This is a genomic window from Pseudoalteromonas sp. SG41-1 (assembly GCF_014164575.1).
In the GTDB taxonomy this organism is placed as follows: domain Bacteria; phylum Pseudomonadota; class Gammaproteobacteria; order Enterobacterales; family Alteromonadaceae; genus Pseudoalteromonas; species Pseudoalteromonas rhizosphaerae.
In genome coordinates, this window is the sequence record NZ_JACJFL010000006.1 from 95,512 (window position 1) to 119,992 (window position 24,481).

General features: G+C 40.9%; 22 protein-coding genes. 8 read left to right on the forward strand and 14 right to left on the reverse strand.

Annotation, left to right across the window (positions count from 1 at the left end):
• Window positions 1–5 precede the first annotated feature (5 nt).
• The 12 genes from H5203_RS06375 to hisG all read right to left on the reverse strand — a co-directional run bounded on the left by H5203_RS06375 (window position 6) and on the right by hisG (window position 10,442).
• Window positions 6–194 (reverse strand): DUF1289 domain-containing protein, encoded by a 189-nt coding sequence (locus H5203_RS06375; RefSeq protein ID WP_149980198.1) that lies wholly within the window; start codon window positions 192–194, stop codon window positions 6–8.
• Between the two features lie 53 nt (window positions 195–247).
• Window positions 248–760, reverse strand: coding sequence for a hypothetical protein (locus tag H5203_RS06380; RefSeq protein ID WP_145235753.1), 513 nt, complete (start codon window positions 758–760; stop codon window positions 248–250).
• Window positions 761–945: 185 nt separating this feature from the next.
• Window positions 946–1,683 (reverse strand): hypothetical protein, encoded by a 738-nt coding sequence (locus H5203_RS06385; protein WP_182758276.1) that lies wholly within the window; start codon window positions 1,681–1,683, stop codon window positions 946–948.
• A gap of 170 nt (window positions 1,684–1,853) precedes the next feature.
• Window positions 1,854–3,101 carry an alpha/beta hydrolase-fold protein gene (locus tag H5203_RS06390; RefSeq protein WP_145235747.1) on the reverse strand — a complete coding sequence of 416 codons (1,248 nt, stop codon included), beginning with the start codon at window positions 3,099–3,101 and terminating at the stop codon, window positions 1,854–1,856.
• Window positions 3,102–3,377: 276 nt separating this feature from the next.
• On the reverse strand, window positions 3,378–3,992 hold the full coding sequence (gene hisIE, locus H5203_RS06395) for a bifunctional phosphoribosyl-AMP cyclohydrolase/phosphoribosyl-ATP diphosphatase HisIE (RefSeq protein WP_145235744.1): 615 nt from the start codon (window positions 3,990–3,992) through the stop codon (window positions 3,378–3,380).
• On the reverse strand, window positions 3,983–4,762 hold the full coding sequence (hisF, locus tag H5203_RS06400) for an imidazole glycerol phosphate synthase subunit HisF (protein ID WP_182732287.1): 780 nt from the start codon (window positions 4,760–4,762) through the stop codon (window positions 3,983–3,985). The genes hisIE and hisF overlap by 10 nt, the downstream gene beginning before the upstream one ends.
• The gene (locus H5203_RS06405) at window positions 4,744–5,478 is read right to left on the reverse strand and encodes a 1-(5-phosphoribosyl)-5-[(5-phosphoribosylamino)methylideneamino] imidazole-4-carboxamide isomerase (protein WP_149980202.1); all 735 of its coding nucleotides are present in this window, start codon (window positions 5,476–5,478) and stop codon (window positions 4,744–4,746) included. Before H5203_RS06405 ends, hisF begins: the two co-directional genes overlap by 19 nt.
• Before the next feature lie 38 nt (window positions 5,479–5,516).
• On the reverse strand, window positions 5,517–6,107 hold the full coding sequence (gene hisH / locus H5203_RS06410; protein WP_149980203.1) for an imidazole glycerol phosphate synthase subunit HisH: 591 nt from the start codon (window positions 6,105–6,107) through the stop codon (window positions 5,517–5,519).
• Window positions 6,104–7,165, reverse strand: a complete 1,062-nt coding sequence (gene hisB, locus H5203_RS06415) for a bifunctional histidinol-phosphatase/imidazoleglycerol-phosphate dehydratase HisB (protein ID WP_145235732.1) — start codon at window positions 7,163–7,165, stop codon at window positions 6,104–6,106. Before hisB ends, hisH begins: the two co-directional genes overlap by 4 nt.
• On the reverse strand, window positions 7,162–8,247 hold the full coding sequence (gene hisC, locus H5203_RS06420) for a histidinol-phosphate transaminase (RefSeq protein WP_182734178.1): 1,086 nt from the start codon (window positions 8,245–8,247) through the stop codon (window positions 7,162–7,164). Before hisC ends, hisB begins: the two co-directional genes overlap by 4 nt.
• Window positions 8,237–9,538 (reverse strand): histidinol dehydrogenase, encoded by a 1,302-nt coding sequence (gene hisD, locus H5203_RS06425; RefSeq protein ID WP_145235726.1) that lies wholly within the window; start codon window positions 9,536–9,538, stop codon window positions 8,237–8,239. Before hisD ends, hisC begins: the two co-directional genes overlap by 11 nt.
• A gap of 4 nt (window positions 9,539–9,542) precedes the next feature.
• Window positions 9,543–10,442, reverse strand: a complete 900-nt coding sequence (hisG, locus tag H5203_RS06430) for an ATP phosphoribosyltransferase (protein ID WP_145235723.1) — start codon at window positions 10,440–10,442, stop codon at window positions 9,543–9,545.
• A gap of 361 nt (window positions 10,443–10,803) precedes the next feature.
• On the opposite strand from hisG, the gene H5203_RS06435 reads away from it, so the two are divergent.
• Window positions 10,804–11,037: a hypothetical protein gene (locus H5203_RS06435; RefSeq protein ID WP_149980207.1), complete on the forward strand. Its 234-nt coding sequence runs from the start codon at window positions 10,804–10,806 to the stop codon at window positions 11,035–11,037.
• A gap of 87 nt (window positions 11,038–11,124) precedes the next feature.
• On the opposite strand, the gene H5203_RS06440 is transcribed toward H5203_RS06435, so the two are convergent.
• Window positions 11,125–12,405, reverse strand: coding sequence for a sodium:proton antiporter (locus H5203_RS06440; RefSeq protein WP_182819508.1), 1,281 nt, complete (start codon window positions 12,403–12,405; stop codon window positions 11,125–11,127).
• Window positions 12,406–12,990: 585 nt separating this feature from the next.
• On the opposite strand from H5203_RS06440, the gene H5203_RS06445 reads away from it, so the two are divergent.
• The 5 genes from H5203_RS06445 (at window position 12,991) to H5203_RS06465 (ending at window position 20,280) form a co-directional block, all read left to right on the forward strand.
• Entirely contained in the window at window positions 12,991–15,177 is a 2,187-nt protein-coding gene (locus H5203_RS06445; protein ID WP_182760406.1) for a M4 family metallopeptidase, read from the forward strand.
• 90 nt (window positions 15,178–15,267) lie between these two features.
• Window positions 15,268–17,133 carry a M28 family metallopeptidase gene (locus H5203_RS06450; protein ID WP_182734182.1) on the forward strand — a complete coding sequence of 622 codons (1,866 nt, stop codon included), beginning with the start codon at window positions 15,268–15,270 and terminating at the stop codon, window positions 17,131–17,133.
• 191 nt (window positions 17,134–17,324) lie between these two features.
• Window positions 17,325–19,151, forward strand: coding sequence for an ATP-dependent DNA helicase (locus H5203_RS06455; RefSeq protein ID WP_220491309.1), 1,827 nt, complete (start codon window positions 17,325–17,327; stop codon window positions 19,149–19,151).
• Window positions 19,152–19,164: 13 nt separating this feature from the next.
• Window positions 19,165–19,875, forward strand: a complete 711-nt coding sequence (tsaB, locus tag H5203_RS06460; protein ID WP_182718779.1) for a tRNA (adenosine(37)-N6)-threonylcarbamoyltransferase complex dimerization subunit type 1 TsaB — start codon at window positions 19,165–19,167, stop codon at window positions 19,873–19,875.
• Window positions 19,876–19,950: 75 nt separating this feature from the next.
• A complete protein-coding gene (locus H5203_RS06465; RefSeq protein WP_149980212.1) occupies window positions 19,951–20,280 on the forward strand; it encodes a hypothetical protein in 330 nt (109 codons plus the stop codon).
• 168 nt (window positions 20,281–20,448) lie between these two features.
• On the opposite strand, the gene H5203_RS06470 is transcribed toward H5203_RS06465, so the two are convergent.
• Window positions 20,449–21,738 (reverse strand): alkaline phosphatase, encoded by a 1,290-nt coding sequence (locus H5203_RS06470; RefSeq protein WP_182819509.1) that lies wholly within the window; start codon window positions 21,736–21,738, stop codon window positions 20,449–20,451.
• 100 nt (window positions 21,739–21,838) lie between these two features.
• On the opposite strand from H5203_RS06470, the gene H5203_RS06475 reads away from it, so the two are divergent.
• Together H5203_RS06475 and fadD are read left to right on the forward strand one after the other, a co-directional pair.
• On the forward strand, window positions 21,839–22,690 hold the full coding sequence (locus H5203_RS06475) for an alpha/beta fold hydrolase (protein WP_182819520.1): 852 nt from the start codon (window positions 21,839–21,841) through the stop codon (window positions 22,688–22,690).
• Between the two features lie 120 nt (window positions 22,691–22,810).
• Window positions 22,811–24,463, forward strand: coding sequence for a long-chain-fatty-acid--CoA ligase FadD (gene fadD, locus H5203_RS06480; RefSeq protein WP_145235691.1), 1,653 nt, complete (start codon window positions 22,811–22,813; stop codon window positions 24,461–24,463).
• Window positions 24,464–24,481 lie beyond the last annotated feature (18 nt).

Genomic DNA, 24,481 nt, shown 5'->3' on the forward strand with positions numbered 1-24,481 from the left:
ATAAGCTATGGGGTATTAGCATCCTCTCTTGGAGTATCTAAAATAGCTTGTTTCTCTTGGTCTGATAAAATGATCCAGTCAAATATTTCGTCGCTAGTTCGGCCGCAGCCGCTGCAATAGCCTTTGAGACGGTGGCATTTCCCAATGCAGTCGGTTTTTAATAGCGATGAACTTTTTTGGGGTGTTGAATTCATAAATCCTTAGCCAAGTAGGTCAACATTTGCTGACCTGTTTTATGGTTTTAATGCTATTTATTTGCTACCGATTTACCTACTTCAAATGAGGTAGACCAAGGCGTTGAGCGAGATAATGTTTTTCCGGTATGAATTGAAATAGCTGGGTTTTTTTCATCAAGTACAAAGGTAGTGCGTAATGAATCAGCAGATTCTTTTTGTTGTTCGTGCCAGTTATTTTGCGCTAAACAAGCTCGGGTGAAGTCAACAGCCTTTTGATGAATGGCCACCGCTTGCGTTTGTTCTTGGTAATTATCTTGGCAACGATAAGTCACTGTATCGGCATCCAAAGCACTGATTTGGCATGCTTCACCAACGAGATTGTATTTAGCGGTCCAGGTTTCTGCGTACTTTGTATTTACGCGGGTGCGCTTTAACACTTCAAAACGTGAGTCGTAGGCGGCTAATAAACCATTGATTTTTTCACAAGGCGTGAGGTTATCAATACTTGCTTTTTGCTCTGTTGTTAAGCTGCTACAACCCGATAAAATAAGGCCTGTTAATAATACCGATAAATACTTTTTCATAGTGGACTATCCTTTTGTGATAGCTAATCCTTCGAAGTTGCTTAAAGGATACCTAAGGGCTTGAAAAAATGCCATTAAAGACGTGAAAATAAAATCATTGCATGACTTATATCAAACGTTTTTAGCGTAATATTTCAAAATTATTTGCCTCAAAACTAAGTATTACTTTAAGCAAACGCGGCCACTTATAGATTTTGAACAGGTACATTTTTTATTGTTACGCTACCTGAACCATCAGCAAGTAAAGTAAAACTGCCTGCTTTGTTAACATAAATGCCACCAGAGCCATCGGTTACTGTGACTTTACCGACAATGTTTTGCACATCGATATTACCCGACCCATCATGAATAATTACATCACCTTGAGTGTTTGCCAGTTCAATACTGCCCGAGCCGTCATGGATGTTTACACTGTCAGTAATATTGCTCGCAGTGATTGCACCTGAGCCATCTTCAATGGTTAATTGACCCGAAATATTATTGATTATAATTGCGCCAGAACCATCATGAATGCTAGTTTCAGCTGCATTTTCAATCGAGATCTCGCCTGATCCATCGGTAATATCAAGCAAGAATGTTGCTGGGAGCGACACCGTTAGATCTATGCGCGTATGATCTTCACTGTGGTTATCACAATTATTCGCAGTTAATTTTGCTGAGTTGCCACTTTTATCTAAAGTAAGGCAGTAGTTGTCATGCGCTTCATATTGATAAATTTCAGCCTTTACCGTCACAGTGTCGGTATTACTGCCTACTATATGTAAAAAGCCCGAACCTGCTTCAACGTTTAATGCTGATAGTGATTGAGCATCAAGGGTAAGCTTTTTTGTGTCTTGTAGTGTCATCTCGTTATTCCAAGCCAAAGCTTGAGTTGATAGCAGTACAGTGCCAATCAGAGTCAATCGTGTGAATGCGTTAATCATTATTATTCCCTTTCATTTTTGTGGTGTTTTTAGTTTAGTCGTATAGAGCGACTAAAAAGGTTTAAAGAGGGGGAATTTTTTTTAGTCGCTAAGAATAATAAGACAATAATAAATGTTTTTGTAAACCCAACCTACTGTTATTATATGATTTTTAGGATGATTCATTTCTTCTAATGTATTTTCGCTTCCAGAATATTAAGTTGCCATTGGTTTACATTTTGCTCCTTGGCCAACTCGAGTGCTTTTTGGTAGTACTTTTTCGTTTTTTCTGGGTCTTTTAATTGGCTATAGGTGGAGGCAATGGCCTTTAAGTAATCGATTGAATGACTAAATTCGCTCTCTGATTTTTTTAGTATGGCTAGTGCAGCACTGGGGCTTTCATAGTGCTCAACAAAAGATGCGTATTTAATTAGCAAGGTTTGTTTAGATACAGGAGATTGTTTTATAGCTTTGGCTATAAATTGAGGTAATGCTTCTGCTTTTTTTTGGCGATAATGTTGACGAATAACGATGTGAAATACGGATGCAGGGATGGGTTGTTTTATCTTCAGCTCTTTTTGAATAGTTAGGTAATAGTCAATAGTCGCGGAGGGAGTATTTTGTTCCAGTATTCTTTCAGGTACATGCCAGCCTTTGAATATGTGTTTTAAGCTATCTCTTAGGGCTATTAGTATCACAGAGCCGTGATTTTCATCTGGGTAATGCTGGAAGTGCCAATTTAAGTTAGGAATGGGTTTGGCATCTAACTCGTGGATAAAGTCATACTGGTGCATTTGCATTTCGTCACCTAATGATAAATATAATGACACTGGTGAATGTTGGGTTTTACCTAAAAGCTTATTTGCTTGGCTAACTATTGCATTATCTGAAACCCAAACAGAAGGACTTACCGCGACATAATTATTAAATGACTCAGGAGCATTGAGTAGACTGTTGAGTACAAAAAGCCCACCTACAGAATGGCCAACAAGGGTACTATGTTCAGCTGTTCTATAGTGGCTGTCTATGTACGGTTGTACTTCATTATTTAGGTAGTTAAGAAAAATATCTGCTGCACCCGCGTTACCTTTTCCCGGAGAGTTTGAGTTGTTTGGGGTCATATACTCGCGATATTTTTCGGTGCCATTGTCGGCAATAGCTACCAGAATAACGTTCGGGATCAATTCACTTTTATTGGATAGCATATCCAACATGCCTGACACTCCATGAAAGTTAAAATCGCCGTCTAGTAAATAGATAACAGGGTAGGTGCTGGAAGTATTACTTTGGTAGTTCTCGGGCAATAAAATTTGCAGGGTACGTTTTTCTTGCAAGATAGTTGAGTCGAGTGTGATTCGCTGACTCGTATCGAATTGCGCACCAAAGCCAAGAAATGGAACCAAAAGAAAAGCGATATGGATAAATTTTATGTAAGGCATATAGTTAAGCTTAATTGTATGAAGGATTGAAAAACAGAAAAATTCCTGCGGTATAAGAAGTTGCCGCGCAATATTTTATTGAATTTGATTGAGTCGCAACCTCCAATAGCGAATTTACAAATAATTTATACTATAGCAAAGTTATTCTATTATAGATAATGATCCTCAGCACTAAAACCGGACACGGCACTAAGCAATGTTTTTGAGTTCATTCCTTAACTATATTTAAAAAGCGCTAAGTATAACTCAGCGCTTAATTAGTATTTTAATTAATAGTTACTTATGTCTTCCTTGCAAACATGCAACGACGTCTTGTAGCTCTAGGCCTTGGCGCTGTAGCAATACGATTAAGTGATATAACAAATCAGCTGATTCGTTGGTTAGCTCTTCGTTATCATGTTTCATTGCAGCTAAAGCGACCTCAACGCCTTCTTCACCCACTTTTTGACAACTGCGGCTTAAATCTTTAGCAAACAAAGAGGCGGTGTAGCTTTTTTCAGGGTCGTCGTTTTTACGCGATACAATTACTTGCTCAAGCTGCGCTAAGAAGCTTAGGCTTGGTTTTGCAGCATCACCAAAACAACTTTGTGTGCCTAAGTGACAAGTTGGCCCAAGCGGGTTAGCCAGCACTAAAATAGAGTCATAGTCGCAATCAGTATGGACAGACACTACTTCTAAGTAATTCTCAGAGGTTTCGCCTTTGGTCCATAAACGATTTTTTGAACGCGAGTAAAACGTCACTTTTTGCTTTTCAAAGGTGACTTCCAGCGATTCTTGATTCATAAAGCCTTGCATTAAAATAACCCCAGTACGGGCATCTTGCACGATGGCAGGGATCAATTCGCTTTTAGCAAAATCAACTTGGGTAAGGTTTTGTTTGGTTAGTTGCATAGTCGCGCCGCCACTTGGTTATCTATTAAATATTGTTTTAATTCGCCGATGTTGATCACATTTTTGTGAAATACGCTGGCTGCCAGTGCGCCATCAACGTGGCTTTGTTTAAATACATCGACAAAATCTTGCATGGTGCCAGCACCACCTGAGGCGATAAGTGGAATATCACACAAAGCACGCATTTTAGACAGCTGCTGGTTATCGTAGCCATTGCGTACGCCATCTTGGTTCATGCAGTTGAGTACGATTTCGCCTGCGCCTAAGTCTTGCACGCGTTTTACCCATTCTTCGGTTTTATAACGGGTGCGGCTTGACGCATTAGGATCGCCAGTAAGCTGATACACTAAATATTCGCCAGTTACTTCATCGTAAAAGCTATCAATGCCGACAACGACACATTGTTTACCAAACTCATCATGTAGTTCTTTGATAAGCTCAGGACGGGCAATAGCAGGGCTGTTTATACTGATTTTATCAGCGCCGCGTTCTAATACGCGTGCTGCATCAGCCACTGATTTAATACCACCTGCAACACAAAATGGAATATCAATATGACGTGCTATGCTCTCTACCCAGTTTACATCGAGAAGGCGTTTTTCAACACTGGCGCTAATTTCATAAAATACCAGTTCGTCAGCACCAGCTTCGCTATACGCTTTAGCCATTGTTAATATGTCGCCAACCACTTCGTGGCCTTTAAATTTAACGCCTTTGACTACTTGGCCGTCTTTAACGTCTAAACACGGGATTATGCGTTTTGATAACATGCCAACGCCTCCTCTACATTAAATGCGCCATCAAGCAGTGACTTACCTAAAATAACACCGCCTACACCAAGCTCTTTGAGCTTTTTAATGTCATCAAGCGAGCTTACACCCCCAGATGCTTGTACTTTAATATTGCTGTTGTGTTTTATTAAGTCTTCATATAATGCAAACGAAGGACCAGTCATGGTGCCGTCTTTACTGATGTCCGTGCATAAAAAATCAATTACACCCAGTGCTACATAAAAATCGACTAATTCAAATAAGCCGAATTCTGATTCACTTAACCAACCGTGGGTGGCAGGTGCCCAGCCATTGTCGGTTTTATTAACGTCGAGGGCGATAACAAAGTGCTTGGCACCAAATTTTTCAATCCAGCTTTTTACTTCATCACGTTTTTCAACCGCCATAGAGCCAATTACTACTTGGTTAGCACCGGCTTTAAGCCAGTCGCTTACGTCTTGTTCAGTACGAATACCGCCACCAACTTGATACGGTACGTTAAGTACTTTGGTGGCTGCTTGAATGTGTTGCCATTGTTTTTTATTAGGATCGCGTGCGCCTTCTAAATCAACAAGGTGTAATTTACCTGCGCCGCTTTGTGCATACTCTTGTAAGCGCGCACCAAGCTCAAACGGGTAAAACTGTGCAGTATCGTATTTACCTTGATATAAGCGCACAATTTGATTTTGTAATACATCTAATGCTGGAATAATCACTTGAATTCTCTTTATTAATTTGTGTTGATACGCTTTATTTATAGCTGCCAGTCTAAAAAGTTCTGCAATAACTGAGTGCCGACTTTAGCGCTACGTTCAGGGTGAAATTGCATACCCGCGTAGTTATCGTTGGCAACAATCGCTGAGAAGGTTTGCCCGTATTCGCCACTAACCAATGTTGCATCATTCACGGTATGAGCAAAACTATGCACAAAATATACTTGCTTGTTTGCATCAAGGCCTTTGGTTAAAGCATGTTCACGATTAACGGTGAGGTTATTCCAACCCATGTGCGGAGACGTTAAACTACCCACATCAAGTGCTTTAACGTGCCCAGGTATTTTGCCAAGGCATTGCACATTACCTTCTTCAGTGCTTTCGCACAGTAACTGCATGCCTAAACAAATCCCCATCAGAGGGCGTTGGTATTCATTGATTGCCTGTTGCCAACCGCCTTCTACCAAGCGCTTCATAGCAACAGATGCATGGCCAACACCTGGTAAAATAGCGCGTTCAAAGTTTTTAAGTTGCTCTGGTGAGGTGATAACTTCTGGCGTTTGCCCTAAGCGCTCAAAAGCAAAGCGTACAGAGTTTATGTTGGCACAACCGGTGTTAATTATGGCAATCATAAACACCCCTTAGAGCTGGCTGTTTGTTGGCTGGCATCAGCGGCAATGGCCATACGTAAAGCGCGAGAAAACGCTTTAAATAAACCTTCAACTTGGTGATGGCAGTTACCGTCGCTAACCGACAATATTAAGCTGATCGCTGCATTGTCGCTTAAGCTTTTGAAAAAGTGTTCAACCATTTGTACATCTAAATCACCGGCTTTTTCACGGCTAAAGTTAGCGTTTAATACAAACGAAGCACGACCTGACAAGTCAATTTGTGCCTCTGCTTTGCATTCATCCATCGGTAGGGCAAAACCATAGCGAGCAATTTGTGATTTAGTACCAAGGGCTTGTTTAAGCGCTAAACCAAGGGCAATGCCGATATCTTCAACAAGGTGGTGCTCGTCAATGTGCAAGTCGCCGCTTGCTTGAATATCAAGGCCAATATTGGCATGGGTGCGAATTTGATCAAGCATGTGATCAAAAAAGCCTAGGCCAGTGCTGATCTCGCCATTTTTACTTTGATCTAAATTGAGTTTTACATCAATTTGCGTTTCTTTAGTGTTGCGAGTCACGCGGCCTTGTCGATCAGCGGTGGTAAGTTTAGTGACAATTGCATTCCAATCACCGTCATACAAAATACCTTCACAACACAAGTTTTGTGCAAGGCCAATATCTGTTTGGCGATCGCCAATCACAAATGAGCGTGCTAAATCGACTTTACCTGAGCGCATTAACTCGGTAAGCAACCCTGTTTTTGGCTTACGACAATCACAATTTTGCTCATTAAAGTGTGGGCAAATTAATACGTCGTCAAATTTAATGCCTTGGCTTGATAAAATAGCCATCATCTTATCTTGGGCAATATCAAAATCAGCCGTTGGAAAGCTGTCAGTGCCTAAGCCATCTTGGTTTGACACCATCACTAAACGATAGCCTGCGCCTTGTAATTGCAAAAGAGCAGGGATCACGTTTGGTAAAAACGCTAACTTTTCAAGACTGTCTACTTGCTTGTCGGTGATTGGCTCTTCAATAATAGTGCCATCACGGTCGATAAATAAATACGGGTTGCTCATGATACTTCCTGCTCTTTAAAAGTGGCTGATTGGCTTAGGCCATCTAACCATATTTTTACTTGTTCTAGTTCTTGCTCACTGCCGATTGAAATACGTAGCCAATCGTTTTCGCCGTATAAAGTAAAAGCACGCATAACTAAGCCTTGCTCAAGTGCGATATTAAAGCTGTTTTTATCGGCGAGCTTTAGAGTGACAAAGTTTCCTTCGCCACTGAGCACTTGTAATACGGCAGGGGAGGCTTCGAGCCACAGCTTTAGCTTTGCCCTTAGTGCATTTAAAATACTTACTTGGCGACGCATTGAAGTAATGGCATCTGGGCTGAGTGCATTTGCAGCAATGCTTGCCACTACCGTTGATACCGGATACGGTGCAATCACTTTACGGATTGGCGCTAGTACTGACGATTGGGCAAGAGTAAAGCCTGTACGCAGGCCTGCTAACGCAAATGCTTTAGAGAGCGTTCTCAGTACTACTATGTTGGCAAATTCGTTGATGAGTTTGCTTGCACTTTGCTCTGGGCAAAATTCAATATAAGCTTCATCCACAACGACCAGTGCTTTATCGGCAAGTGCTGTTGCAATAGCCTTTATTTTTTCAAGCGGTGTTAAGCTGCCTGTTGGGTTATTTGGATTACAAATAAACACTAATTTGCTATTACCAACAGCGTTGATTATTTGATCAACAGTACCATCGAATAATAATGCTTGGCTTAAGCCATTTATTGCTACGTTGTGAGTGTCGGCGGTGACTTTGTACATGCCGTACGTAGGTAAAAATAAAGCAACAGAATCTTGCTCTGGTTGGCAATAGGTGCGTACCAGTAGCTCAATACCTTCATCCGCACCACGGGTCATAAGTACTTGTTCAGCAGTGAGTCCTGCGTAATCAGCATAGCGGTTAATAACATTCATAGGCTGCGGATCAGGGTAGCGATTTAAATCATTAATGCTGATATCGATACTTTTAACATACGGGCTTTCATTTGCATTAAGCCACGTTGTGCCGGTTAGTTTCTCACTTTTTGCCGAGCTATATGCTGCTAATGCATCAATATTGGCCGGTAATAAAGGGTTATTGCTCATTGTTCATCGCCTCTAAACGCACCTTAACGGCATTTGCGTGGGCATCAAGTCCTTCTGCATCAGCCAATGGTAAAATTGCTTTTGATAAGTTTTTTAAACCATTTTGAGTAATGGTTTGTACGGTATAAGTGCGAAAAAAATCAAGTAAGTTTAAGCTTGAATAAGTGGCACTGTAGCCATAGGTTGGTAATACGTGATTAGTACCAGAGGCATAATCACCAGCAGATTCTGGCGTGTAGTCACCCACAAACACAGATCCTGCATTTTTAACTTTGTTTAAATATGGGTTGGCATCAGCCAGTTGCAGTATTAAGTGTTCAGGGCCGTATTGTGCTGATACAGCAAATGCTTGCTCGATTGAATCAACCAAAATAAGCGATGAATTAGCCAATGCTTTTGCGGCAATATCTTGACGCGATAGTTTGGCTAATTGGCGTTCAATAGCTTGCTCGGTGCGGGCAATCATACGTTCACTGTTACACAGTAAAATTACTTGCGAATCAGCGCCGTGCTCAGCTTGAGATAATAAATCAGCGGCAATAAATTCAGGGTTTGCGCGCTCATCGGCAATCACTAACACCTCAGACGGGCCCGCAGGCATATCGATCGCCATGCCTGGTATGGTCTGAGCTACTAGTTGTTTAGCCATAGTCACAAAGCTGTTACCCGGGCCAAAAATTTTATTCACCTTGGGCACTGAGTCTGTACCATAAGCCATTGCGGCGATTGCACCTGCGCCGCCACTTTCTACGATTGTTTTGATACCGCATAGTTTAGCCGCATATAAAATTGCTGGGTTTATCGGTAAATCACCTTGCACCGGTGTTGCTAACACTACGGTTGTCGCTCCACTTAGCTGCGCCAGTACACCTTGCATGATCACTGATGAAGGCAATGGCGCACTGCCACCTGGCACATATATTCCAACGGCTTCAATGGCTTGGTATTTTAGTTCACATAACACACCGGGCTGAGTCGACAATTTAATATCTTTGGGTAGCTGTGCTTGGTGAAAACGTTTTACATTAGCGTAGGCCGTGTCTATCGCGTATTTAAGCTCAGCGCTTAACTGCTGCTCAGCGACATTGATCTCACTTTGCGGCACTAATAAGCGCGGATTTTCGCGGTTATCATATTGCTTAGCCATGTCGAGTAAGGCTGTGTCGCCTTGCTCTTTTACGCTTGCCATAATAGCTTGGCAAATAGCTTCTACTTCCACACTTGCACTAACAGCAGGGCGCATTAGCGCCGCTGCTTGTGCATCTTTGGAAACCTCATTCCAGCGCAACATTGACTTACTCCATCATTTTTTCAATTGGCATAACGAGGATAGAGTTGGCGCCTAGCGCTTTTAATTGCTCCATTGTTTCCCAAAATAATGTTTCACTGCTCACCATGTGCAGGGCTACGTACTCATCAGAGCCAGCAAGAGCTAATACCGTTGGTTGGCCAGAGCCTGGTAAAATATCGCAAATTTCATCCAGTTTATCTTTTGGCGCGTGCAGCATGATGTATTTGCTTTCTTTGGCTTGTCTCACGCCGCGTAAGCGTGGCATAAGTTTGTTGATAAGTGCTAGTTTGTCAGCATCTTGTAAGTCTTTATTTTGGATAAGGCAGGCGTTTGATTCTAAAATAGTATCGCCTTGCATAAGGCCGTTGGCTTCAAGTGTGGCACCGGTAGATACTAAATCACAAATTGCATCTGCAAGTCCTGCACGTGGTGCGACTTCTACAGAGCCAGTCAGCATTACTGTGCTGGCGTTTATGCCTTCACGCTTTAAGTATTGAGTTAAGATTTCAGGGTAGGTGGTAGCAATGCGTTTGCCTTCAAACCAGCTTTTATCTTGCTTGCCAAGTTCTGACGGCCATGCAAGTGCAAGGCGACAGTAGCCAAAATCAAGTTTAGACAATTTAGTTACTTCACTTGGTACGCCTTGGCGCTGGCGCTCAGCTTGTACTTCAACGAGTACGTTTTCGCCTACTATGCCTAAATCACACACGCCGTCCATTACCAGACCGGGTATATCGTCATCGCGCACACGTAGTACGTCAATCGGCATATTGGTTGAGTGGGCAATCAAACGTTGCTCACGCAAGTTAAGTTTAACACCTAGCTGTTTTAGTAAGTCTTGGCAATCTTTAGAAAGGCGGCCACCTTTTTGGATGGCGATACGTAGACGGTTGCTATTACTCATTATTCATTTTTCCTTTAATTTAAAAACTAAAAACCCCGAGGGAACCTCAGGGCGAAAAATGAATCATGGTATGTTGACTCGCCAGAGGTTCCTTTTAGGAATAACCTCTCAGCGAAAGACCTGACAGGTTATTCCGGTGAATGGTGGTGATGATGTACTGTTGTCAGGTTTAAGCGCATTATAATATATCCTAAATAACTTTCGTTTTATCATTGCTTCATGTAAACAAAAGTGTTTAATCTGTTTAAGTAAATTTCACATATAGAAAAACACATTTGTGGGGAAGCTGGCAAGTTTTTTTTGCATAAATTAAAGAATAAGCTATAACGGCCGATGATAAGAGTAACCAAAGGAGGAACGTATGGATATTATGATCCCTTATTTAGGGCAGATCACTCGTTTGCAACTTGAGTCGAAAGGCGCTTTTCATATTGCGGGGCTAAAAGATTCGAACGCGCAGCGAATTGAACGTGAAAAGCGGCAAAAACGTCAGTTGGAGCGCAAAGAACTACTGCCTAAAGAAAAGCTTGAAACAGCTAAGAAAGAGCGCAAAACAGACGAGGAAGACGAAACCCATTTAGACACATGGGCGTAATATTTATAGGATCTTATGCATAGGAAATGCATAACTAATTCTAGCACCGTAAGCATTAGCTCGCGGCGCCAGAAGTAAGTTTAAATGTTAGTTTTGTTGTTTGGCACTAATGCTACTGTGAATTAACGGCGAAATAGTGAGCCCTTGCACAATAATCGAAAATATCACCACAACGTAGGTAACAATAACAAGCAGGTTATGTAAATCAGAGCCGCCCACAAATACTTGATCACGAGGAATTGCCGCAGCCATTGCTAAAGCAAGGCCACCGCGCAGGCCGCCCCAGGTTAAAATTTTAACTGAGTGTTTGTCGTATTTTCTAAATTTCTTAAATACCACAAACGGTGCGCCAACACTGATAAAGCGAGCAAGTAATACTACAGGCACCATTAGTAGTCCTAAACCAATTTCAGCTAGGCTGATGGGCATAGTGACAATTAGCATACCGATAATCAAAAACAACAACGCATTTAAAAAGCTATCGGTGGCGTGCCAAAAGTCTTTTACGTAGCGAGTGTCTTCAGGCCCGGTGCGCTCTGTCGCTTTAGTACGGGTTATATTACCTAACAATATACCGCTAGTTACCATCGCCAGTGCGCCAGATATTTCCCATATATTGGCAGCGGCGAATCCTGCTGTCGGTATAGTTAAGGTTAGTAACAAGCGAATATTTACATCACGACTGTTGATGATCAGATAATGACCCACTAACGCAATCACTAAACCAAATGCAATCCCTCCCAGTGCGTCGACAAAGAATAGCTCTGCAATGCCTGCTGCACTGGCTTCAGTGTCGAGAAAAGCCACGGCAAAAATAGTGGTAAAAATAACTAAACCAATACCGTCATTAAATAATGATTCACCTTCAACTTGCACAGAAATGCCTTCAGGGGCACGCATTTGTTTAATAATTGCAAGCACTGCAATTGGATCGGTTGGACTTATTAATGCACCAAACAATAAACAATAGATAAAAGGCACCGCAAAGCCTAACGCGACAAATAAGTAAAAGCTTAAAAAGCCAATGATAAAGGTGGAGGCTAAGGTCGAAAATAACACCAGTACGGTAATTTCAAAACGTTGTTTTTTGAGTGCCGCAAGGTTAATTTCTAGTGCGCCTGCAAACAGTAAAAAGCCGAGCATGCCTTTGAGTAATAATTGATTAAAATCGATACTTGAGACTATTTGTGTAATCTCCAGTGCGGTTGAATCGCCCAATAATTTTACCGCGAGTATTAATAACAATGAAATCACTACTGAGCCAGTTGTTATGGCAATAGTGGTTTGCATTTTGAGGATATACTGGTTAGCAAATGCGATAAAAATCGCTAATGCAGATAAAAAACAAATGAGGTACCAAGCATTCATTGTTTGACCTTAAATAATATATTGGAATGAGCAAAAGGGAATGTACTTTCGCGCGGGTATGTTACTCCTGAGACTTTGAAATGTCACCGCGACAATGCTGATAATTACACTTTTAAGAGGCGTTTTTGCTACTCACGTAGCAACAACGAAATTAATTGATGGTTTTGTTTGAGACTTTATCGACATTACTGCTTTTAAACCGCAATAGCTTCTTTGCTAATCGTCAATATTTGCAGTTTGCTATTTACATATATAGCTCTGTTGTCAATCAACATAATCACTGCAGTTATAGGTCTGAGCAGAAATGACATTTAATACATTACCAATAATAAAGACAAATGAAATGCAAGTAAATGTTAATTTTATGTATCCATATATTTACATTTACTGGGTTTCTTTTGTTTTTTAATTAACAATTTAAGGTTAAGTCATTGTTTTAGAGTGTTTCAGCTTTCGCATTTGTTAATTTTTTGTTTAATTTTCAATTTCAGTAAAAACAGTCTAGGCTGAATCTGAATCGGGAACGGGTAGTGCCGGTTTAATACAAAAATATTAAATAAATAACAATTTAAATGGAGCGTAAACGTGAATTTATCTAAAATCACATTAGCAACTCTTGCTGCTTTTGCGGTAACGCAAGTATCAAGTGCAGTAGCTGCAAATAAACAATATCTGAATGAGCAAGCAGCCCTAACTACAGCTTTGCAAAATAGTGCATCATCGGTACTTATGGCAAGCCCAATCCAGTTAGTTGGTTTGGATGCAGGTAATGAGTTAGTCGTATTAAAAGAAGTAAAAAGTAATAATGGTGATACGACTCGGCGTTATCAACAACAGTATCAAGGATTACCAGTCATTGGTGATACTGTGAGTTTAACGTTTGATAATAATGGCCAATTAAAACGCGCTCATGGTGCTGCTGTATATGATATTAGTAGCGATATAAGCTCAGTGATGCCAAAACTCAGTAAAAAAATGGCTATTACACAGGGGTTAAAAAACTCCCCGGCAGCGGCTAAATCAGTAAGCCTTAAAAAACACAATGAACAATCGCGTTTAGCGATTTGGCTTGATGCGCAACATGTCGCACATTTAGTGTATGAAGTATCGTATGTTACTTATGGTGCTAATCCTTCTCGACCTTATCAGATCATTGATGCGAATTCTGGTGAGGTTTTGCATAGCTTTGATAACCTTCAACATGCCAATGCTACAGGCCCTGGTGGAAATTTAAAAACAGGAAAGTACATTTACGGAACTGATTTTAGTAGTTTAGATGTGTCGCAATCAGGCAACACTTGCACCATGAATAACGCAAATGTTAAAACCATTAATTTAAATGGTGGCACCAGTGGCTCTTCAGCGTATTCCTTTACTTGCCCCGAAAACACCTTTAAGGAAATAAATGGCGCTTATTCGCCATTAAATGACGCGCACTACTTTGGTAATGTCATTTTTAATATGTATAACGACTGGATTGGTTCTCCTCCGCTGTCTTTTCAATTGCAAATGCGTGTTCATTACGGCAGTAATTATGAAAATGCTTTTTGGGACGGATCAGCAATGACTTTTGGTGATGGTCAAAATACCTTTTATCCATTAGTTAGTTTAGATGTTTCTGCTCATGAAGTTAGCCATGGTTTTACTGAGCAAAATTCAGGGCTTGTATACAGTGGGAAATCGGGCGGCTTGAATGAAGCGTTTTCTGATATGGCTGGTGAAGCTGCCGAGTTTTATATGCTAGGCACTAATGATTGGTTAGTTGGCCAAGAAATTTTCAAAGGCAATGGTGCATTGCGTTACATGAATAACCCGACCCAAGATGGTAGTTCAATTGATAACCAATCGAGTTATTATTCTGGGATGGATGTACATTACAGCTCCGGTGTATTTAATAAAGCATTCTATAACTTAGCAACTAAAGCTGGTTGGGATACTAGAAAAGCTTTTGAGGTTATGGCGCGTGCAAACCAATTATATTGGACCGCTAGTACCAATTGGGACTTGGCAGGGAATGGCGTAATGGATGCGGCATGTGATTTAGATTACAGCCCAGGTGATGTACAAAGCGCACTTGCGGCAGTGGGTGTAACGTCAAATTTAAGCCCTGGCAGTAGTTGTGGAGGAGTAGAGCCACCAATTGACGAGCCACTTAGCAATGGCGTGCCACGCACTGGGATCAGTGGTACAGAAAAACAGCAACTGTTCTTTACCTTAGAAGTACCAGCTAATGCCACTAATTTGCAGTTTAATACGGTAGGTGGCAGTGGTGATGCGGACTTGTATGTAAAATTTGCGCAAAGACCAACACTAAATAGTTTTGACTGTAACAGCACGACTTCAACCAGCACTGAAAGCTGTGCTATCAGCAATGTTCAAGCAGGTACTTACTATGTAATGGTTGAAGCCTGGAACCAAATATCGGGCGTTTCACTCACGGGGAGTTTTGATGGCGGTGATACGGGTAGTACACCAATAAACCGTACTGAAACCAATGTAAGTGTTAGCTCAGGTGGTTGGACTCGTTTTAGTCAAGAACTAAGCGCAGGTTATTCAACATTGAATGTCGCTATAGCGGGTGGTTCTGGTGATGCAGACTTGTATGTTAATTTTGGTTCGCCATCATCAACATCGTCTTATCAATGTCGACCATATAAAAATGGTAACAACGAAAGTTGCGAAATTACTGCTCCACAAGCGGGCACTTGGTATATTGATTTACAAGGCTACAGCGCGGCAAGTGGCGTAACGTTAACAATAACAGCTAACTAATCCCTCACCTAAGGGAGCATTCGCTCCCTTTTTTCCCCTTATATTTTCAGAGTCTGAATTTGGGTAAACACAGAAAAAAAGGAAACTGTTATGAATATCTTTGCACCAAGCGTCCTGCTTGGCACAGTGTCATTATTGGTAAGTCAGCTGGTAATAGCACAAGAGCCTGACAGTATTTGGGTAAGTATTGACCCTGTAGCAGCTAAACATTACAAATTAAACCAAACAGCTCATAAACACAGTACAGAGCTCCTCGCTCCACAAGCATCCAGCTTATCTTCTGTTGATTTTATGCGTATTAAACAGGCTGAAGTGGCTAATTTAAGTGAATTTATGCACGACAATTACCATCGTTGCGGTGGCTTTGTAGCACATGAATCATTGCTTGAGGCGCAGCTTTATACTGAGCAATTAGCTAAAGTACAGAATCAGTCAATCAACAGTTTGGCTATTAACTACACAATAGATAATGCGCAAACGGTACAGACACTGATCAATAACATTAGTCCTAATGATCTAACCAATACCGTTAATTCGTTGAGTGCTTTTAATAATCGCTATTACTCAGTACAAAGTGGAGTTGATGCATCTCAATGGTTAAAAGATTATTGGCAACAGTTAGCGAGCAACCGCGCTGATATTAGTGTTGATTACTTTAGCCATAGTTGGTCGCAATCATCTGTAATTGTGACTATTCAAGGCAGCGAAAAAGCGGATGAAATAGTAATTGTTGGCGGTCATTTAGATTCAATTAATCAATCAAATCCTAGTAATGGTAGAGCGCCCGGTGCGGATGATAATGCCTCCGGTATTGCGGTCTTGTCGGAAGTGCTTCGGGCAATCGTAGATAATAACTATCAACCACAAAGAACAATCCAAATTATGGGTTTTGCAGCTGAAGAAGTAGGGCTGCGAGGTTCAAAAGCGATTGCAACGGCGTATAAATCACAGGGCAAAAATGTGGTAGGTATGGTGCAATTTGATATGACCGGTAATCATGGCAGTAGCGATGATATTGTGATGATGACAGATTATACTAACAGCGGCCAAAATCAGTTTTTGGGACAATTGATCGATACTTATTTACCCACCCTAAGTTATGGTTTTGATCAGTGTGGTTATGGCTGTTCAGATCATGCTTCGTGGTATCAGCAGGGCTTTGCCGCCTCAATGCCATTTGAGTCGCGCATGGCTGATATTAACCCGCTAATCCATACTGCAAACGACAGTAATTTTGATGCTGATCATGCGAGTAAATTTGCCAAACTTGCGGTGAGCTACTTAGCTGAACTGGCTAAAAATGCCGGCTATGAAGTACCACCCACTGACAATGAACTGGAAAATGGTGTCACAGTGTCTGGAATTAATGCGCTTGCTAAAGAGCAAGTTTTTTATACCTTAGCAGTCCCTGCAGGAAGTAGTAATTTAAACTTTACTACAGCAGGTGGCAGTGGCGATGCTGATCTATACGTTAAGTTTGGCGCACCGCCTACTTTACAAGACTTTGACTGTAACAGCACTAATTCAAGCAGTAATGAAGCATGCGCTATTAGTAATATACAATCAGGTACATATCATGTCATGGTTGAAGCATGGAGCGCTATTACCGGTGTTTCCTTAACGGGTAGTTATGATGGTGACAATAATGTACCGACACCGATTAATCGTACCGAGACGAATGTCAGTGTGGCAACAGGAGGTTGGACTCGCTTTAGTCAAAATATCAGTGCGGGTTACGCGTCGTTAAATATTTCTATTTTAGGTGGTAGCGGGGATGCTGATCTGTATGTGAATTTCGGTTCGCCGTCATCAACGTCAACATATCAATGTCGACCTTATAAAAATGGTAATAATGAAAGCTGTACTATTAGCAATCCCCAAGCTGGTGCTTGGTATATTGATTTACAAGGTTACACTGCGGCAAGTGGTATTACTTTAACGATCAACGCACAATAATAACAATAGCAAAGGGGCATTGCTCCTTTGCTATTTGCTTTGCGTATTCACTTGCCCTTGGGGCTATGCTTACGTAAAATCCCGCTATTATTTTTAGCAAAGCGATCGTTATTATCAAACAGCTTTTTAGTGCAGCAGGCCCGTTAGCGCAATCTCTAGATGGTTATACGCCTCGCCAACCGCAGATCGATATGGCGGTTGCGGTGAGTGATGCATTAAAAAACCGCTCGCAATTAGTGGTTGAAGCGGGCACTGGTACAGGTAAAACCTACGCTTATTTAGCCCCTGCGCTAAAGTCTAAAGGTAAAACAATAATTTCAACCGGCACGAAAGCGCTGCAAGAACAATTATATCACCGTGATTTACCACAATTAGTCAAAGCGCTTAGTGCGAGTAAAAAAACCGCGCTGCTAAAAGGGCGCAGTAACTATCTATGTACTTATCGGCTTAATCAGCATGTTGCCCATGTACCGACCGATGATTCTGATGTGATGCATCAATTGGCCATGGTGGCTAAATTTGCCAGTGAAACGCACACCGGTGATCTGGCTGATTGTATTGGTATCGAAGAAGATGCCAAAGTATTACCTTATGTAAGCTCCACTGCAGATAACTGCTTAGGTAAAGAGTGTCCTGATTTTCAAGATTGCTATATTCGCAAAGCCCGCTTAAAAGCGATGGATGCCGATATAGTAGTGGTTAACCATCATTTGTTTTTTGCAGACATGGCGGTAAAAGATACCGGCTTTGCTGAACTCATTCCCACAGCTGATGCATATATATTTGATGAAGCACACCAATTAAGTGAAATTGCCAGTGATTACTTTGGTGAGAGTATCAGCACTAAAAAGCTGGTGGACTTAATTAATGATTTACGAGCAATTTATCGCTCTGACATTCCGGATATGCTGCAACTTGGTAAAACCTTAAATAAGCTTGAAACCAGTGTTGCAGACTTGCGCTTACAATTTGGCTTAGATGGTAGCCGAGGTGATTGGCGACAAATGCTGGCAAGTAAAGAAATTTGCGCCGCGTTACATAGGGTGATCAGCGATTTAGACTTTTTGTATCAAGTACTCAAACATTGTTTAGACCGTAGCGATAAAATAGAACACCCATTTGAGCGTACCTTAGCTTTTAAAGGGCAATTAGAGCGGGTATTTGATATAAGCCAAACAGGTAACAGTTATTGGTATGAAACAACACGCCGCTATTTAACCGTACATATAACTCCGCTTAACGTATCAGTTAAATTTGCGCAAATGATGGCAGACACGGGGGCTGGCTTTGTATTCACCTCAGCGACTCTATCTGTCGATAATGCACTTGATCATTTTAACGCAAGCCTTGGCCTTAAGCCTGCCAAAAGTATGATGGTTGATAGTCCGTTTGATTATTATCAGCAAGCCTTATTATGTTTACCGCGTTATTTACCTGAAACACATGCAGCGAATATGCCTCATGCGATTGTTAAGCTTACCCTCGATTTAATTAAAGCAGCAAAAGGGCGCTGCTTTGTATTGTTTACCAGCTATCGGATGATGCATTTAGTCGCCGAAGGGCTAAGTACTCAGATTGATTATCCTATTTATATGCAAGGGCAAATGTCTAAACGTATTATTTTAGAAAAATTTACCCGCCATGGTAATGCCGTATTATTAGGTACTGCGTCGTTTTGGGAAGGAGTTGATGTCAGGGGTAGCACACTCAGTTGTGTTATTATTGATAAGTTACCCTTTGCAGCACCCGATGATCCACTGCTCCAAGCTAAAATGCAAGATGCGCAATTACAAGGACATGATCCCTTTGCTTATATTCAATTGCCACAAGCGGTGATTGCACTAAAACAAGGCGTTGGACGACTGATCCGAGATAGTAAGGATAAAGGGGTGTTGGTGATTTGCGATAACCGTTTAGTGACACGCCAATACGGCCAAGTCTTTTTAAAAAGCTTGCCGCCGATGCGCCGCACACGTAGCCTTCAAGTGGCCAGTGAATTTTTAGAACACATTAACTAGAGAAATAATTACCATGAATAACGCAATCAGTACTAGTGATATTAATCTATTAGCATTTGACGCTTCTACCGAAGCATTGTCTTTAGTGCTCAATTATAATGGTCAGTTATTTCACCATTTTGAAGTATGCCCGCAACAGCATAGTCAAAAAATCTTACCGTTGGTTGATCAGTTGTTAGCTAAGGCAAATTGCCGTTTAACTGATTTAGATGTTATTGGTTTTGGCCAAGGCCCAGGTAGTTTCACTGGCGTGCGTATTAGTGTCGCCATTGCGCAAGGCTTAGCTTATGCATGTAAACTGCCACTAGTTGGTGTGTCAACGCTGCAAATGATGGCGCAGCAAGCTTATCAACAAACCGGTGAAAAAAGTGTATTTAGTGCTATTGATGCGCGTATGGGAGAAATATATTTTGCCCATTACAGACTCAGTGATAATGGTGTGATGACCTTACAAGGTGACGAACAAGTATTAAAACCCGCATTATTATCTCTTGCAGACGAACCAGGGATTGCAGTGGGCACTGGCTGGCAAACATACCCTGAGGCACTGGCAGATAACCCACAAATTGCTATCAATAACGACATCATATTACCTGATGCCGGTTTTATGTTGGCTACAATTAGCGATGATTTCAGTGCGCAACGTACGGTCAGTGCTGCGCAAGCTCAACCTAAATATGTACGTGATACAGTAACCTGGAAAAAATTACCTGGACGCGAATAAACTGATTAATAAAGCAACTTGCAAGGTTATTAAATTTGGCACATAATTTAATAACCTAAGTAACGAGACGCAACTTTGAATCTACCTATTGGCTCAGGGTTTTACTCGGGAGACATACCCGGTAAAATTACCTCAAGACAGATCAACACTAATAAACCTCAGGGGTTATTGGAGCAATCTGCTGCTGATAATAAACAGTCTGCGGAGTTTGTTAAATCAAGCCAAGCAGGTATTGCGCTGGCTGATAAGTTACAAAGTGACACTGCCCAACCTAGTTACCGACAAACGATTTATGACCAACCGACAGCCAAAGTAAGTCGTGCTATTTCAACCTACACCGAGTTTGCTAATTTAGAACGCCGAGCTGAAGTACAAAACTTAATTGGTGTGGACATCTACGCTTAACAATTAGACAGTAATTTAACTATGTGTTGATGTGCCAGTATTTGGCAAAAGTTTACCTCCAGCTGTGATTAAAAAAGCCCAGATACATTATGACTGGGCTTTTTATAATTAACCTTTAATGTTGCAGTTAGCCTCTACCCTCAGGAAAAGCAACATGCCAGTTAAACGTTACTGCTGTTCAATAAAGCCGATCAGTTTATCGGCAATATCAGTATTGTTTTGTGAGCCGATAAATTTATCAGCACCTTTACCATAGGCAAATACTTGTACATCAATAGCAGTGTGACCGCCAGTAGTCCAACCGGTGAAGCTGGCTCTACTGATAATATCTTTAATGGCAAGATTAAGTGGTTTATCGCCTAGTTTTTTTGCCTGTTCAAGCTTGATCTGGTTTTCGGGAGTGTATTCTATATTCGTGTTAGCAGTCCAAATAGCTTTTAAATCATCAGACTCTGACATTAATTTAGTTAATTTAACGGCTGTGGCTTTCACGCCTTTTACTACCTCGGTTTCCCATTTATATTGACCATGCGCACCTAATGTTAAACCACCTGTTGAGTGATCTGCGGTGATCACCAATAAGGTATCCGGGTTTTTATCAACGTACGCTTTTGCTTGCTCGATTGATTTAGCAAAATCATCCATTTCCGCCATTGCACAGGCAATATCATTGGCATGGCCACACCAATCAATTTGGCTGCCTTCGATCATCACGAAAAAGCCACTTTTGTTATTTTCATTAAGTAACTCAAGCGCTTTATTGGTCATTTGTGCTAAGCGTGTTGGGTTATTATCTAACGCAAAGTCAAGCCCAACTGGAGCAAATAATCCCAGCGCAGGAATTTGCTTAATATCTTTTAACGCACTAAAGTCATCACTGTATTGATAGCCCGCTTGCTTAAATTCTGCAACTAAATTACGGTCTTCGCGGATGTAATATTTAGTACCGCCACCGAGCATTAAATCAACGGGAAGTTTTCCGGCAATTTTATTATCAATATAATCATTGGCAATTTCATCGTAATTACGACGAGATTCATTATGTGCAGCGAAGCTTGCAGGCGTGGCATGATTGATTTGTGAGGTTGCAACTAATGCGGTGATCATGCCTTTTTGTTTGGCAATTTCGAGCATTGTTTTTACCGGTTTTTTATCGGTATCAACTGCAATTGCACCATTATAGCTTTTATGGCCTGAGCTCAAAGCAGTTGCGCCAGCAGCACTGTCAGTTACATAAGTATGGTCGTCAGGGTAAGTATGTGCCATGCCTTTAAGGATTGTATCAAACACCGTGCCTTCTATTTCTTTGGTAGACGGATCATCTTTAAAGTAGCGATATGCTGTAGTATAAGCGGGGCCCATGCCATCACCAATCATATAAATTATGTTTTTTGGTGCTTGCTCTGCGTATGCACTTGCTGAGCATAATAATGCCAAGAGGCTTATTTGTTTCTTCATCTTTGTACCCTGTTTATTATGTAGTGCCATTGTATACGCAATGTAGTATAAATAAATGTCTTTTACGTTAAACAAACTAAAAACAAAGGGGAATTACGCAGTGCATCCATTTTCAGTTCAAAGTGGCGCATTAACACTTCATGGCCTAACATTTGGGCAAGGAAAAGAGGTTGTCATTGCATTACATGGTTGGCTTGATAATTGTCATAGTTTTTTACCCATGTTAGAACATAACACCTTAACTGCAACTTGGTATTGTGTGGACTTTCCTGGACATGGTTTATCAGATTGGCGTGGAAGCGATGCACACTATTATTTCATTGATTACATTGATGATATTTATAACTTAATCGAGCAACTTGGGGTTAATAAAGTACACTTGGTTGGTCATTCTATGGGCGCAATGGCCGCTGGTCTTTTTGCCAGCTGTTTTCCTGATAAAGTAAATACGGTCACTATGATAGAAGGACTGGGAGTTGTCACAACACCCAGTAAAAAAGTGGTCGAGCAGCTTAGAAATGCAATTTTGAATCGACGTCGTGTAAATAAAAAAGCACCCCGACAGTACGAGTCAAAACAAATAATACACCAAGCACGAGCGGTACAAAGTGACTTACCTTTGGATTTAATAGCACTTTTGATGGACAGAAATATACGAGAAACTAAACAAGGATGGCTGCTAAGAACTGATCCAAAGCTTAAAAATCATTCAGGTTTTAGATTTGATGAGCAACAATGCATAGCGGTAATAAGCGAAATAAATGTGCCGTGCCAATTAATTCTAGGCAGTGAAGGGTATCAATTTATTAGTGATAATTTAAATAAATATGCTAATTATTACAAAAGCTTAATAGTAAATGAAGTTGAAGGTGGCCACCACTGTCATATGCAAAGCCCTGAGCAGTGTTTACAGCAGATTCATGCCTTTATGCTGCAAACTGGTGCATGTTAATTGTATATTTGCACAAAATGTGGGAATATTTGCGAATTAGAGTGATTGCTCAATTGTGAAATTGCCTTACTTAGTTTAAGGTTTAATAAAAATAAATTATAAATAGAACAGGAGCTAAGAGTGGACAAAATTTGGCTGAAGCGCTACCCAGAGGGTATGCCTGAAACAATCGATCCTGAGCACTACAACTCGTTGTTAGAAGTGTTTGAAAAAAGCTTCACTGACTACAAAGACTTGCCTGCTTTTACCAATATGGGTAAAACATTGAGCTATGATGAAATAGACCAAGCAACAAAACGTGTTGCTGTGTATATTCAAAAAGAGCTGGGATTGAAAAAAGGCGATAAAGTGGCTGTAATGATGCCAAATTTATTACAAACACCTGTTTCAATACTCGGTATTTTACGTGCCGGTTGTGTCGTAGTTAACGTTAATCCGCTTTACACTGTACGTGAGCTTGAACATCAATTAAATGATTCAGAAACATCAGCGATTTTTATACTGGCTAACTTTGCAGATACGCTTGAAAAAGCATTGCCGCACACTAAAGTAAAACACATCGTAGTTACCCAAGTGGGTGATATGGTGGGTGGCTTTAAAAAGCACTTGGTTAACTTTGTTGTTAAGCATATTAAAAAAATGGTGCCAAGCTATTCATTGCCTAACCCCATTAAGTTTGAAGCCTTACTTGCAGCGAACGAAAAAGATTACATTAAACCTGAAGTGTGTTTATCTGATATTGCTTTTTTACAATATACCGGTGGCACAACGGGTGTCTCTAAAGGTGCAATGCTGACCCATGGCAATATGGTAGGTAACTTAGAGCAGGTTTCTGGTTGCTTAGATCAAGTGTTAGAACGTGGCAAAGAAGTTGTTGTCACTGCTTTACCGCTTTATCATATCTTTGCACTAACAGCGAACTGCTTAACGTTTATGAAGTATGGCGGATTAAATTTATTGATCACTAATCCGCGTGATATGAAAGGCTTTGTGAAAGAATTAGGCCAACATAAATTCACCGCGATCACGGGTGTAAATACATTATTTAATGGTTTGTTGAACACACCGGGTTTTGCCGAGCTTGATTTTTCAAGTTTGAAAATGTCCCTTGGTGGTGGTATGGCTGTACAGCGACCTGTTGCTGAAAAATGGCAAAAGATCACCAGTAGCAAATTAATGGAAGGGTATGGTTTAACTGAGTGTTCGCCATTAGTTACTGTCAGTCCTTATGATCTAGATTCATACAATGGTTCGATTGGTTTACCTGCACCTAATACTGAGATCAAGTTGATGTTAGATAATGGTGAAGAAGCAGCCAAAGGTGAGCCGGGCGAATTATGGGTTAAAGGTCCACAAGTGATGGTTGGTTATTATAATCGTCCTGATGCAACGGCTGAGTGTTTGCAAGATGGTTGGTTTGCCACAGGGGATATAGCCACTTATGACGATGAAGGATTCTTTTATATTGTTGACCGTAAAAAAGATATGATCATCGTATCTGGCTTTAATGTGTTCCCAAATGAGATCGAAGAAGTGATTGCAATGCATGAAGGTGTTTTAGAAGCAGCAGCAATTGGTATCCCTCATGATGTTAGCGGCGAACAAGTTAAAGTTTTTATTGTTAAAAAAGACCCATCTTTGACTGAAAAAGATATAATAAAACACTGTCGTGATAATTTAACTAATTACAAGGTCCCTAAACTGGTTGAGTTTAGGGATGAATTGCCAAAAACAAACGTTGGCAAAATACTCAGACGAGCCTTGAAAGATTAGCAAGCTAAAAAAGCCGAC

What these genes read in the sequence shown, in the direction of transcription:
- H5203_RS06375 (WP_149980198.1), bottom strand. Translation starts at nt 194, where the DNA reads ATGAATTCAACACCCCAAAAAAGTTCATCGCTATTAAAAACCGACTGC.
- H5203_RS06380 (WP_145235753.1), bottom strand. Translation starts at nt 760, where the DNA reads ATGAAAAAGTATTTATCGGTATTATTAACAGGCCTTATTTTATCGGGT.
- H5203_RS06385 (WP_182758276.1), bottom strand. Translation starts at nt 1,683, where the DNA reads ATGATTAACGCATTCACACGATTGACTCTGATTGGCACTGTACTGCTA.
- H5203_RS06390 (WP_145235747.1), bottom strand. Translation starts at nt 3,101, where the DNA reads ATGCCTTACATAAAATTTATCCATATCGCTTTTCTTTTGGTTCCATTT.
- hisIE (WP_145235744.1), bottom strand. Translation starts at nt 3,992, where the DNA reads ATGCAACTAACCAAACAAAACCTTACCCAAGTTGATTTTGCTAAAAGC.
- hisF (WP_182732287.1), bottom strand. Translation starts at nt 4,762, where the DNA reads ATGTTATCAAAACGCATAATCCCGTGTTTAGACGTTAAAGACGGCCAA.
- hisH (WP_149980203.1), bottom strand. Translation starts at nt 6,107, where the DNA reads ATGATTGCCATAATTAACACCGGTTGTGCCAACATAAACTCTGTACGC.
- hisB (WP_145235732.1), bottom strand. Translation starts at nt 7,165, where the DNA reads ATGAGCAACCCGTATTTATTTATCGACCGTGATGGCACTATTATTGAA.
- hisC (WP_182734178.1), bottom strand. Translation starts at nt 8,247, where the DNA reads ATGAGCAATAACCCTTTATTACCGGCCAATATTGATGCATTAGCAGCA.
- hisD (WP_145235726.1), bottom strand. Translation starts at nt 9,538, where the DNA reads ATGTTGCGCTGGAATGAGGTTTCCAAAGATGCACAAGCAGCGGCGCTA.
- hisG (WP_145235723.1), bottom strand. Translation starts at nt 10,442, where the DNA reads ATGAGTAATAGCAACCGTCTACGTATCGCCATCCAAAAAGGTGGCCGC.
- H5203_RS06435 (WP_149980207.1), top strand. Translation starts at nt 10,804, where the DNA reads ATGGATATTATGATCCCTTATTTAGGGCAGATCACTCGTTTGCAACTT.
- H5203_RS06440 (WP_182819508.1), bottom strand. Translation starts at nt 12,405, where the DNA reads ATGAATGCTTGGTACCTCATTTGTTTTTTATCTGCATTAGCGATTTTT.
- H5203_RS06450 (WP_182734182.1), top strand. Translation starts at nt 15,268, where the DNA reads ATGAATATCTTTGCACCAAGCGTCCTGCTTGGCACAGTGTCATTATTG.
- H5203_RS06455 (WP_220491309.1), top strand. Translation starts at nt 17,325, where the DNA reads ATGGCGGTTGCGGTGAGTGATGCATTAAAAAACCGCTCGCAATTAGTG.
- tsaB (WP_182718779.1), top strand. Translation starts at nt 19,165, where the DNA reads ATGAATAACGCAATCAGTACTAGTGATATTAATCTATTAGCATTTGAC.
- H5203_RS06470 (WP_182819509.1), bottom strand. Translation starts at nt 21,738, where the DNA reads ATGAAGAAACAAATAAGCCTCTTGGCATTATTATGCTCAGCAAGTGCA.